The 12,428-nt window shown below is 43.0% G+C and carries 11 protein-coding genes, 1 tRNA gene and 1 other RNA gene; 5 read left to right on the top strand and 8 right to left on the bottom strand.

Features of this window, described 5'->3' with window-relative positions; all coding sequences use genetic code 11:
- Window positions 1–74 precede the first annotated feature (74 nt).
- Both secD and secF read left to right on the top strand, forming a co-directional pair.
- Window positions 75–1,781 (top strand): protein translocase subunit SecD, encoded by a 1,707-nt coding sequence (secD, locus tag FWE23_05040; GenBank protein MCL2844800.1) that lies wholly within the window; start codon window positions 75–77, stop codon window positions 1,779–1,781.
- 18 nt (window positions 1,782–1,799) lie between these two features.
- Window positions 1,800–2,744: a protein translocase subunit SecF gene (gene secF / locus FWE23_05035; GenBank protein MCL2844799.1), complete on the top strand. Its 945-nt coding sequence runs from the start codon at window positions 1,800–1,802 to the stop codon at window positions 2,742–2,744.
- Between the two features lie 137 nt (window positions 2,745–2,881).
- On the opposite strand, the gene FWE23_05030 is transcribed toward secF, so the two are convergent.
- From FWE23_05030 to FWE23_05015, 4 genes are all read right to left on the bottom strand, one after another.
- Window positions 2,882–3,289: a PIN domain-containing protein gene (locus tag FWE23_05030; GenBank protein MCL2844798.1), complete on the bottom strand. Its 408-nt coding sequence runs from the start codon at window positions 3,287–3,289 to the stop codon at window positions 2,882–2,884.
- Window positions 3,273–3,431, bottom strand: a complete 159-nt coding sequence (locus FWE23_05025; GenBank protein MCL2844797.1) for a hypothetical protein — start codon at window positions 3,429–3,431, stop codon at window positions 3,273–3,275. The genes FWE23_05030 and FWE23_05025 overlap by 17 nt, the downstream gene beginning before the upstream one ends.
- Window positions 3,432–3,848: 417 nt before the next feature.
- Window positions 3,849–4,139 (bottom strand): DUF2442 domain-containing protein, encoded by a 291-nt coding sequence (locus FWE23_05020; GenBank protein MCL2844796.1) that lies wholly within the window; start codon window positions 4,137–4,139, stop codon window positions 3,849–3,851.
- Window positions 4,136–4,438 carry a DUF4160 domain-containing protein gene (locus FWE23_05015; GenBank protein MCL2844795.1) on the bottom strand — a complete coding sequence of 101 codons (303 nt, stop codon included), beginning with the start codon at window positions 4,436–4,438 and terminating at the stop codon, window positions 4,136–4,138. The genes FWE23_05020 and FWE23_05015 overlap by 4 nt, the downstream gene beginning before the upstream one ends.
- Window positions 4,439–4,814: 376 nt before the next feature.
- On the opposite strand from FWE23_05015, the gene FWE23_05010 reads away from it, so the two are divergent.
- Entirely contained in the window at window positions 4,815–5,660 is an 846-nt protein-coding gene (locus tag FWE23_05010) for a formylglycine-generating enzyme family protein (protein ID MCL2844794.1), read from the top strand.
- Between the two features lie 162 nt (window positions 5,661–5,822).
- On the opposite strand, the gene FWE23_05005 is transcribed toward FWE23_05010, so the two are convergent.
- The 4 genes from FWE23_05005 to FWE23_04990 form a co-directional block, all read right to left on the bottom strand.
- Window positions 5,823–7,061, bottom strand: coding sequence for an acetate kinase (locus tag FWE23_05005; GenBank protein ID MCL2844793.1), 1,239 nt, complete (start codon window positions 7,059–7,061; stop codon window positions 5,823–5,825).
- Between the two features lie 163 nt (window positions 7,062–7,224).
- Window positions 7,225–7,297, bottom strand: a tRNA-Ala gene (locus FWE23_05000).
- A gap of 115 nt (window positions 7,298–7,412) precedes the next feature.
- Window positions 7,413–7,768, bottom strand: a transfer-messenger RNA (tmRNA) gene (ssrA, locus tag FWE23_04995).
- 70 nt (window positions 7,769–7,838) lie between these two features.
- Window positions 7,839–8,807, bottom strand: coding sequence for an aldolase catalytic domain-containing protein (locus FWE23_04990; GenBank protein MCL2844792.1), 969 nt, complete (start codon window positions 8,805–8,807; stop codon window positions 7,839–7,841).
- Between the two features lie 240 nt (window positions 8,808–9,047).
- Here FWE23_04990 and FWE23_04985 point away from each other — a divergent pair, with 240 nt between their 5' ends.
- A complete protein-coding gene (locus FWE23_04985) occupies window positions 9,048–9,953 on the top strand; it encodes an Rpn family recombination-promoting nuclease/putative transposase (GenBank protein MCL2844791.1) in 906 nt (301 codons plus the stop codon).
- Between the two features lie 422 nt (window positions 9,954–10,375).
- Window positions 10,376–12,428: hypothetical protein (locus FWE23_04980; GenBank protein ID MCL2844790.1), on the top strand; the 2,053-nt coding region annotated here is incomplete at its 3' end.

Below are 12,428 nucleotides of genomic sequence, written 5' to 3'. Positions count from 1 at the left end.
CATTTTACCTTTGCGATTTAATATTTTACCCGTGAAAACGGCGTTGTTTTTTTGAAAATTGAGAGGTTTTATCTATGCGAAAAAGCAGTATCTGGGCTATAATGCTCACAGTTTTTTTTATTGGCGCTTCGATTTATACGCTTTATCCGTCCATTAGACTTTACGGTCATTCGGCGGAAGAGCAACGAAGAATTATTAACGAGGACCCGCAACTACGCAACAGAATTATAAATCTGGGGCTTGATTTGCAGGGGGGAATGCGACTTGTTCTGGAAGTTCAGCGAACACGCGAAAACCAACACGACGACGATTTGCTCGACAGAGCGTTTACGATTGTCGAAAACCGTATCAACGGTTTGGGGTTGAGCGAGCCGAATATTCAAAAGCAGGGGCGCGACCGTCTTATAGTTGAATTGCCCGGCTTGACCGACGAAACCATTGCCCGCGAGGTGCTTGGATCGACCGCTCAGCTGAGATTTCACGTTTTGCGCTCCGACGCGGAGTTTATGAACGCGGTCGGCATAATTGACAGGGCGTTGCGCAACGAAATGGCGGCAAGAGGAGCTACAGGCGCAGGCGGCGAAGGCGAAGAGGTAATCGAAAATGCCCAAGAGCCTACGGAAGCAGTCGGCGAAGAACAGCGCCTTGCAGAAAGATTATTCGCAGGAGCCACCGCTCGCGAAGATGAAGAAGTCGAAGAGCAAGAAGCGCAGGTCAGCAGATTTTCCGATTATTTGTTCGGACACGGCGGCGATGTAAGAGTTCGCGAGCGCGACATAAGCGCGGTTATGGAAATTTTGGCGCGCCAAGACGTAATTGACGCACTCAGGCGCGGCGGCTTCGGGACTTCAAGATTTTTACGCAGCAACAGAGCTTCGGCGGACAGAGGAACAGGACAGCGCTTTTTTAGCCTGTATTTTGTAAGAGCGGAAGCGGCTATGGGCGGCGAAAATATAGAAAGCGCGCGCGAGGAGATGTCAAGCGACCCTATGAGACCTTCCGCCCCCGTGGTGAGTTTGGTTTTCAATAATCGCGGCGCAAGAGAGTTTGAGCGTATAACTTCGCGCAACGTAGGCGAAAGAATGGCAATCGTTCTCGACGATTTTGTTTACTCCGCGCCGACAATCAACGAAAGAATTTCTTTGGGTCGCGCGCAAATCAGCGGGCAATTCACCATCGAGGAAGCGCGCGCGCTCGCGGTTGTGTTGCAGGCAGGTGCGCTTCCCGCTCCAATCGAAATTGTTGAGGAGCGCGTAATCGGTCCTTCTCTGGGTTTCGATTCTATTATGCGGGCTTCGTGGGCGCTTCTTATCGGCTTTATTTTGGTGTCGATATTTATGCTTTACCGCTACAAACTTTCGGGATTTGTCGCAATTATCGCGGTAGTTCTCAACGTTCTTTTTGTTCTCGGAATTATGGCGGGATTATCGGCGACCTTAACGCTTCCCGGTATTGCAGGTATAATACTTATAGTAGGTATGGCGATTGACGCAAACGTTCTGATTTTCGAAAGAATTCGCGAAGAGTTGCAAGTCGGAAAAGCGCCGCGCACTGCCATAGAAGCAGGATACGCAAGAGCGTTCAGAGCGATTTTCGACGCGAATATCACAACGATTTTTGTCGCGCTTATTCTGTATAATATCGGCTCGGGTCCAATTCGCGGATTTGCGCTGACTATGTTGATTGGTATTTCGGTGTCGCTTTACACCGCACTCACATTCACCAAAACCGTTTTCCGTGTTGCAACAGCAAGCGGTAAGGTTGAAAAATTGAGCATATAAGAGAAACGGAGAAGAAAAATGGAAAAAACTACTACAAATTTCAAAGTTCCCAACATAAATTTCATCGGGAACAGAAAAATTGCCTTTGCTATTTCCGGCATACTTATTGCGATTACAATAATTGCCCTGATTGCACGCGGCGGACTTAATTTTTCGGTGGATTTTGTCGGCGGAACAGAATTGCAAATCTACTTTCAAGACGACGTTCGCTCCGATATAGGCAAAATTCGTCAGGAAGTATCGACCTTAGGTCTGGGAACTCCCGAAGTACGCCTCGTTCGCTCAATCGGCGAAACACAAGGAACAGAAATGCAAATAACGCTCAAAGCGCAAGGCGAGGGCATTAACGTGCGCGAGCAAGTAGCAAACGTTTTGGCGCAAAACTTTGAAGGAAAGCCCTTTGAAGTCCTGAGAGTAGAAACCGTCGGACCTCGTATCGGACGCGAATTGCAGGCGGACGCGCTTAAAGCCATACTTCTTTCGATTGCCGTAATAGTTTTGTATTTGGCAATTCGCTTTAAGTATCAATACGGAATTGCCTCTGTTGTGGCGCTTGCTCACGACGCATTTCTTACGGTAGGTCTTTTCGCGATAACGGGTTGGGAATTCTCTATTCCCGTTCTTGCGGCAATTCTTACGGTTGTTGCTTACTCGATAAACTCAACCATCGTTATTTTCGACCGCGTTCGCGAAAATCTCGCCGACAAAGCGTTCGAGAAAATGAGTTTTGACGACCTTGTAAACAAAAGTATAAACGAGACATTCAAGAGAAACATAGTAACGACCGGGTCAACGCTTTTGGTTGTTTTGTCGATATTCTTCGTGTTCTTCAACTCGGGCAACGTTCTGGAAAATTTCGCCGCGGCGCTTACCTTCGGCTTCACAATCGGAACATTCTCGTCATTGTATATCGCTTGCGCAATTCTTGTGATGTGGAATAAAAAGTGGATTATCAACAAGTAAGTTGAAGTTCAAATAAATAAAAAGACGGTTGGGAATTTTCCGACCGTCTTTTTTTGTAAATTTTTGTATTTTTTTCTTCATTTTCCCCAAAGCCCAAAACTGTATTAAAATAAATACAAATCCCGCACTTTTTACAATTAACCGAATTTTCTTACAAATTCTTTCGGAGTAATTACTTCAATATCGGTATTTGAAAATCCGTTAACATCTCTGCTAACGATAAAATCAGCATTAAATTCTTTTGCGCATTCAAGCTGCAAAGCGTCTTCAAAATCGTCTATGTTTTCGTTTTTCAGCGCTTGAACAATTTGATATTTCCCCGTAGGGACAATATCTATATATTCAAGAATTCCAAGCAACATTGATTTTCTTTCTTTGGGCGTATAATCTTTTCTCGTAATAAAAAATATATTTGAAATGGTATGCGGAGCAAGCGCAGTTTTCTTTTCTTCGCAAATTCTCAAAACATTAGAAGCGTCTTCGTAAAGGTCTTGCCTGTTAAGCAAAACGTCAATAATTATATTTGCATCAATGAATACGCGCATATTTCTCTCCCAATGCTTCGGCATAATCTTTTTTCCAGTCATAATTAACCGGGCGCGAAATCTGCAAACGGAGAACGCTTGCCAGCAAATTGCCGTCTTTTGTATTAGTGTTTGTTTTTACGTTTTTTTGAAGTGAAAACATAATGCCCTCCTTAATTATTTTAGGAATTCAATCATATATAAAATAATTAAATGCCACCGAATAAATCAAGTGTTTATAATACTTCTGTAATTTTCTTCATTTTCCCCAAAGCCCGAAACTATATAAAAAAAACAAATTCAATCATCGATTTAATCACTGATTAAAACAGTGGTTGAAATAATAAAATGCCGATATTGTTGTCAAGAGCGAAGAAAAATTGTGGGAAAATGGCAAAATACAGAAAAATCTGCTGTTTGGCGGAGTTTGTAGGTGCGATAAAGTTTGAATTGTCGGAATAAGCCCCGACTTTTCATTCTTGCCCTTTAAGTAAGTTGAATAAGCATTGTAAATAAAAAAGACGGCTGGGGAATTTCCGACCGTCTTTTTTTGTTATTCTTCGCAGTAAATTTTATTTTTTTATACTTTTATTTTACCTTCGTATAATTGCTCTACAGGAAAAACCAAATCCCAGTTCTTACCCCAAACAATATTTCCGCGTTCAATTTTGAATTTTTTGAAATTATTTTCGTCTAAATAAGAACGAATTGTCGGATGCAGAGATTTTTTCAAAAATCCGCCGAAATTCACTTTTCTTTTTACACCGTCGCTAAATGTAAGCAAAACCGAATAAGCACCCGCAAAATCGGCTTGCCTTATTTGTGGGAGAAAAAAAGAGTTATCACTGTTGTATTCTACGGTTATTTTCATAGATGCTTTTCTATCCTTTCAAAAGGAACATCCTTATGATAAACAAAGAAATCCACCCATTTTGCAACTATTTGCGGCGAATGATTTTTAAGAAACTCCTTAAAGTCTTTTAATTTTGCGCCTTTGAGCGGTTTCATACCCTTTACTTCTTTTATTTTTACTTCGGTTATTTCGCCGTTGCTTATATAAAACTCTGCTTTACTTTCAAATTCTCCGTATCTGCCGTGGCAGTGAATTGGCTCGTGTTCGCTTGAATAAAAATACAGCACGATTCCCAAATATTCAAATATGTTAGGCATAATTTTCTTCCTTTTCTAAAATAAAAATATCATTTGCCAAAACAATATAGCAACAAAATCCGCAATTGTAGAAATCTTCACTCACATAACTATCGCCCAAATAGTATTTTCTCTCTGTTCTTTGACTAAAAAATGATTTTTTCATTTTCTCTGATACGAATATCTCCAATGTTCAATTTAGTGAGAAAATGAGATAGCGTGTGTATCTGCATAGCAAGCACACCCTTTTCTCATATATTTCTGACTAAATAGGTTTTGGAGATAACCTCGTATCACAGGAATTTATGACAAACGGGGTGTGCTTTGAGTTTTTCTGAAACATTCCGTATAAATTTGCAACTAATGGTTATTTTAATTTTAATTTAAGGGGTGTTTTATGAATTTCAAAAAATTCTTGGTTTTGGCAACGGTGTTTGCCGCAAGTATGTTCTGGACTGGGTGTTCAGATGACGATGATAACAGAGGCGGCGGCGGTGGCGATGGACCTAACACGCTTCCGTCAAACCCAGTGAACGGTCAAGCGGCAACAATAACTGTAAGTGGAACTTCAATAGAGGTCATCTTTGTAGAGCCCGGAACTTTCATGGCTGGCGCCTGTATCACAACAACTCCTATTACAGTCGGTTTCAGCAATACAATAAGCACCGGATTTTGGATAGGTAAGTATCCCATAACGCAAGCGCAGTATCAAGCTGTAATGACAGGGCACCCTACATTAAGCGCTACTCCGTCGTTTTTTAGAGGTGGGGCGGCAGTCGGCTCTACTAACTTACCAGATAATCCTGTGGAAAGGGTAAGTTGGAATGATATAAATGCAGCCGACGGTTTCTTAGAGCGCGTAGGCGGTCGTTTACCGACAGATAGTGAATGGGAATTTGCCGCGCGTGGTGGAAATTTGCGCGGCGGCAATAATGGCGGTACGGATTTTACCTGGGCGGGAAGTAATACAGCGAATGATGTTGCTTGGCATAACGGCAATAGACCGACAGCAATGACACAACCTGTTGGCGGGCTTGCTCCGAATGAATTAGGTATTTACGATATGAGCGGCAATGTTTGGGAGTTTACGAGTACTCTATGGAACGATCTTGGTGGAACACGCGGCGGCAGTTTTTTAATCGAAGCATCTTGGGGGCGTGTGGCTAATCGTGGCTTACGAGGCTCTGCTGTTCGGGCAAACTGCGGCGGCTTTCGCATCGCTTTCTCCCACAATTCAAACTAATTGCTGCTGGTATTTGGCTCTTTCTTTGAGTTGTGGATAATAAAAAAACACACCTCGCTTGAATTTGCGGGGTGTGTTTTTTTTGTTCTCTTGAGTTTCATCAGCGCGTATTATTTGTTTTCTTTGGGCGAAAAATCTTTCGCCCTATTATCATATCGCAAATTACAACTTCGCCAAAGTTTCGCTTGCTATTACCAATTCTTCGTCTGTTCTGATAACCAAAATCTTTGTTTTGGATTTATCGCTTGACGCTTCGGCTACTGTTTTGGTGCCGTTGGCGCTTTTGTTTTTTGTTTCGTCTAATTCTATTCCCAAACCTGCAAGTCCGCTTACTGCTTCTGCGCGAACTGCGTCGTTCCAGAGACCTATTCCGCCTGTGAAAATTAGTATGTCCGCGCCGCCTAAAGCCGCCAAATATGCGCCGATATACTTTTTAATGCTGTAGCCGAATGTTCTCAGCGTGGTTATAGCTTTTTCGTTTCCTTCCGCGGCGGCGGCGTTAATGTCGCGAATATCGTTTGAAATTCCACCCGAAAGTCCTAAAAGTCCCGATTTTTTGTTAAGGACTGCGTTAAGGTCTTTGCTCGACATATTGTAGGCGTCCATTAAATGAAGCAAAATCGCAGGGTCTATGCTTCCCGCTCTTGTTCCCATAATTATGCCTTCCGCGGGAGTAAGCCCCATTGAAGTATCGACCGATTTTCCGCCGTCGATTGCGCAAACCGAGCCGCCGTTTCCGAGGTGGCAACAGATAATTTTGAGCTCCTCGGGATTTTTGCCGACAAATTCCGCCGCTTTAAGCGAAACAAAATAGTGCGACGTCCCGTGGAAACCGTATCTGCGGATTTTCTTTTCGGTGTAGTATTCGATAGGAAGCCCGTAAAGAAACGCGTGTTTCGGCATTGTGCTGTGGAAAGCCGTGTCGAAAACCGCCGCTTGTTTTGCGTTCGGAAACACTTTCATAGCCTCGTGTATGCCGATAATATTTACAGGATTATGAAGCGGCGCAAGTCCCGAAATTTCTTCGAGCTTCGCCAAAACATCGTCTGTTATGAGCGTGGTTTCAAAAAATGCGTCTCCGCCGTGAACAACTCTGTGTCCGACCGCGTCAATTTCGCTCGGGTCGCTTATTACGCCGTGATTGCAGTTTGTCAATTCTTTCAGCATTGCGGCGAATGCATCTGCGTGATTGCCCGCTTGAATGTCGTCTTTTATTTCCAATATTACATTGTCGTATATAAGCCCCATCGGCTTTCCCGTACCTATTCTGTCAACCTGACCGTTTGCGGCGAAACCTTCCTTGTCGGTGTCGTAAAGCGTGAATTTGAGCGACGACGACCCGCAATTTATAACCAAAATTTTGCGTTGGACAGGCGATTTAAGTGAAACTGAGCTAGACATATAAACCTCTCTTTTTGTGTTAAGTGAAAAATTATCACTACTAAAATAATATTTTGACGACGCGTTTTGCGGTTTTGAATGATTTTTCGTGATTTTGTTGTTTTTAAGCAGTGTTTTTGCGGATTTTATTAGAAAATAGTTGGAAATAACAAAACAAAAAAAATGGAGCATAGGGGATTCGAACCCCTGACCACCTGCATGCCATGCAGGTGCGCTACCAACTGCGCTAATGCCCCGAAAACTTCGCAAATCTTTGCTGTCTCTAAGCCAAAACTCCAAATTCTGCAACCAAGCCGTTCAAAAACCAATCCCGGCTACAAACAGCCCCTCCGGCAAGGAGACGGCAAGGAGTGGTGGAGGTGAGGGGAATTGAACCCCTGTCCGATATGCGCTTTCAGTGAACTACTATATGTTTAGTCAATCTTTTAATCTCGAATAAAACCACGCGAATTGACACGCTTGATAATATTCACACATCGTTTATTTAAGCGATAACCCGATGTACCTTACCGCCGATCGTCCTTAGTTTTTACGTCCCACAAGAAACGAACGCCAATCCCCTGCAAGACGCACGGCTAATATTAAGCCGCTACCGCGTAAGAATAGTCTTCTGCAGTTATTTTTTGACGGATTGTTAAAGCAGCCAACCATCATCTGCTACATACAGTTCAAAGAGCCCGCAAACCGTCGAAAGCCTATACACCCCCGAAAATTTGCCTTGCAAAATTCAAACTACCTCAGTAGTTTACAATTTGCATTTATTTTAATAACAAATAATCAAAAATCTTCCTTAGCCATTTCGTCGTAAAAGCGAGCAAAATCACACCTATTCGGGTCGGTATCGGGAATTTTCATCATCTTCATTGCCGCGTCGGGGTGCCTGTTAAGAAGTCCGCCGACCATATATGGAATAGAATATCCCCATTTCATTTGCTCCTGAAGCCCTACAATTTCTTTGCCTATAACGTCCAAAAGCGGGCGAATATTGTATTTAGGGTTCTTCAAAAAGCCAATCAAAAGTTCCGTCGGCGCGTTTCCCGCCGCTCTTCCGAAGCCGTAAAGCGCTCCGTCAAGGTGATTTACTCCCTTTATTATCGCCGCAATCGTGTTTGCATATCCGAGTTGCTGTTGATTGTGGCAATGAATTCCAACCTTATTTATATCGCCCAAAATTCCGCTGAATTTATCGACAAAATAATCAATGTCTTCCGAGTAAAGCGCGCCGAAACTGTCCACTATATAACACGCCGAAACGTTTGTTTCTTTTGCAACTTGCGCCAACGCCTCGTCGAGCTCCCGCTCAATCGCCGTCGAAACCGACATTATATTTATGGTTGTTTCGTAGCCTTTTTTGTGTGCCTCGTTCGCCAAATGTATCGCTTTGTCTATATCTTTTACGTAAGTTGCCACGCGAATTATATCGACAGGGCTTTCGCTTTTTGGCGCCACGTCTTCCGCAAACGCCTTGTGCGCGTCCTGCATAACGGCAATTCTCGTGCCTTTCGGATTATCTATCCCGTCAATAATTTTCATCAAATCCGAGTCTTCGCAAAAGCGCCACGCACCGTATTCTTCGGGCGAAAACATCGTTTTACTGTTTTTATATCCGAGTTCCACGACATCAACTCCCGCTTCACAGCACGCTTTATAAACGTTTCTTACGGTCTCGTGCGAGAATTTCGACGAATTCATCAAACCGCCGTCGCGAATAGTGCAATCGTAAACTTTAATTTCGGGGCGAAACATTTCTTTTCTCCGTTTTTTTGTAAAAATACAACAATTTGCAAGGAAAAATACTATTTGCGCGGATAATGTGAGATCTTTTTTTAGAAAATCGTGAATTTTAAGTTTTTTTTGTGAGAAACACATCCGCGCGCAAACAAACATATAAACATCGTAAATTCTCCGTTTTTCAAGATTTTTTCGTAAATTGTTGCGGTAATAATGTATTTTTACATATTGACGGCATAATTTCAGGGAGAAAAAATGAGCGCAAAAGCAAACAGGGAATATAAAGACAGTGTTTTTACAAGTTTGTTCGGCGAAAAAGATAAACTTTTGGAGTTGTATAATGCGATACAAAATACCAACTACGGAGAAGACACGGAGATACAAATAACAACGTTGGAAAACGTGCTGTATATGGAACAGATGAACGATATTTCGTTTGTAATAGACAACAAATTCGTTGTTTTAATAGAGCACCAATCGACAATAAACCCGAATATGCCGCTTAGAATGTTGCTTTATATGGGACGGGTTTATGAGAAGATAATAGAAGCGGAAACTTTGTATAAACAAAACAGAATTACTATTCCGCGCCCCGAATTTATTGTTTTATACAACGGAAAAACGGATTACCCTGACGAAGAAACGCTTAAATTGTCGGATATGTTTGAGCAAAAAGAAGGAGCATTGTCGGAACTTGAACTAATTGTCAAAGTTTACAATATAAACGAAGGCAAAAACCCTCAGTTTGCGGAAAGAAGCGAAACATTGAAAGGATACGAAATGTTCATAGCAATGGCTCGCAATTATGAAAAAAATATGAGTAGAGACGAGGCAATAAAAAAGGCGATAATGGACTGCTTGGAGAAAAACATATTAAACACTTATTTCAACGATAAAGGATCGGAGGTTATAAATATGTTGTTAACAGAATGGAAAACAGAAGATGCTTTGAGAGTGCGCGGCGATGAAGAAAGAGCGCGTGGAATGCAACTTGGAATAACTCAAGGAATAACTCAAGGAATAACTCAAGGAATAACTCAAGGAATAACTCAAGGAATGCGACAAGTTGCCGTAAATATGCTGAACGACGGCGTGGATGCCAACACCGTAGCGCGATATACAGGTCTTTTCATCGACGACGTTCTGCGTTTGCAATACTGACCCCACCAAACCAACCAGCGGCGCAAAGATTATCTCTGCGCCTTTTTCACACATTTTCTCCCTTCCCCCACAATCTTCACCAAAACCAAAAATAATCCCCCACTTCACCCTCGCCACAATATATTTTATCTATCAAGAAATTTGAGAAAAAAGTAAAAACCAAAAACCGAGGAGAAAAGAATGCAAAATGCACAAAAATGCCGAAATCCCTTGACAACAGCGAGAGGTCGAAATTACTCTCTCTCTCTCTCTCTCTCTCTCTCTCTTAATACTCGCCCATATCTCACCACTCTGCAAAAAATCTATACTATATACCTACGGTATATAGAAGCGGGGTGTGTTATGTGGGTAAAAAGCACAAATAGCAGATATTCGTTTTTTCAATATATTTTTCAACATAACTTAAAAAGGAGGTTGTTCTTATGAGCAAACTAATTAAGGTCTTTGCGGCAATAGGGATTGTCGCGAGTGTGATTTTTGGCGGTGAGCGGCAGATGCTCACGGGAAGAGTGGATTTGCTTGACGGGAGTCGAGAATGGTTGAGTAATTCGGGTAGAGGCAATGTGGCTCCTCACCCTGATATGGTATTAGTTCCTCTTGATACCGTTGGAGGTAAGTTTCTCTCGAGCGGCAAAGTTGCGTGGCGCGCGACTTGGCAACCTTTCAGTTCTGATTGGACTAATGCCCCTTGGGGAAATGTCTTTATTTCCGATGGGGCGGAGGATTGGAGCAATCTCAGAAGTATTGAGATAACTTACACTGCAAGCACCAATATTATCCTCACCATTGTTGATGACGATGGAGCCATCGGACACAATTTTGCAGTAGAATTACCTGCAGGAACGCACACAAGAACGCTTGATTTGTGGAGTTTCAGACAAGATACTTGGGTTCAAGTAAATCACCCGCATTTAATAAAACCTTTGGGAAGCATATTAAATTATATTACAGGGTTAGCGTTTAACTCTGCACTCAATCCCGCAGGAGGAACTGCAACTGCCGAAATTACACGACTTGTCGCAAATTTTGCGAGCGGCAGTGTTAATGCGGGTGCGGGAGTTAATTTGCTGGATGCGAAATGGATCGACCACCCTTTGTCTCTTCGCGGTCCTGACGGAATTGACGGTCTCGGTTCGCATACCACAATGACACGCAACGGCGAAAGTATGAAAATGGACTTTTTTTATGCCTTAAATCAAAGTTGCGACGGCACTCCGTCGCTTCCGAGTGGCGAATGCAGGATTCACGGCTGGGACGGATGCGAGATGAAGCACGCGTGGGCTCCCGTGGAGCATATAACAGACGGGGATTGGAGCAAAGTTACAGGAATGAAGATAACTTATACATCAAGCCGAAATCTGCATTTATTGCTGGCTGATGTGGGGCACCCCGGCGGTTTTGAAGTAATTTTGCCTGCCTCTCCAACTCCGAGAACTGCAATATTAAACCCGCGCGACTTCAGGCAGCCCGATTGGATTAATTCCCTTCCGATATTGCAGACAAATTTAGATAGCAGGTTCAGAGCTTTGTCGGGGATTATTTTTATGCCGAACACGCATCTATGGGGCGTCGGCACGACTGCGGAAATTTTTGAATTTACTGTTTACGGACTTGAACAAGACCCCAGAAAACGCGATTTGACAAATGATATTGACGGTTGGAAGACAAGCGGAGATGCAACGGTAAACGGCAGAGACCAAGAATTTTTCACATTCACGATTAACGCCGCAGACGCATACGTGGATTACGAATTTGCAGGCGATTGGAGCGGATACAGAGGTCTTGAATTTGTTGAGGCATTCATCGATGAAAGCTGGCTCTTTTCGCTCTTAACTACGCAAGGAGAAATTCCTTTTCCTCAAGGGGGGCAACCGAAAAGCACTGAGATTCCGGCTGCTGATGAAACAAGTTTTTCACCATTAGGATTTTTTGAATTAGGAATGTTTGAACCGATTATAGGTGGTAGCAATTGGCAAAGAGTAAGACCAAGCGTTCTCACCAAAAATGTTATCGGATTTAGATTCAGACCTTATGAATATACTTCTCCTATAACTTTTTCGTTCAAAAATCTTATTGCGCACGGCGTTGCGGGTGAGCCCGAAGATATCGAAGTAATCTGGGAAGAAAGGACGAGTTTTGCATATAACGGCGCAATCCAAATGCCTGCCGCAACCGCAAGAACGAAAAACGGAATGATGTTGCCGATAACAATTACAAGCGAGGCGACCAAAGATGTCGGGAATTATACGGCTACCGCAAGTTTGGCGGGTAATCCGAATATAAATTTGACGGGTGCGACAAGAAATTTCAGCATTATCCGAGCGGAAATTTCTCCGACTTTGACTTACACCACAAGAGACGGGCTTGAAATTGTCGGAAATATCGGCGGCGGGAACGAAGTTATTTTGTGGTCGAGAACTGCCCGCGGCGAATTTTCCAACGGCACTTTACCGACGGAAGCAGGAACTTATTTTG

The organism is Chitinivibrionia bacterium (assembly GCA_009779925.1).
Lineage (GTDB): Bacteria > Fibrobacterota > Chitinivibrionia > Chitinivibrionales > Chitinivibrionaceae > WRFX01.
The sequence above is the reverse complement of the archived record's forward strand: the minus strand, read 5'-3'. Positions and strand labels throughout refer to the sequence as shown.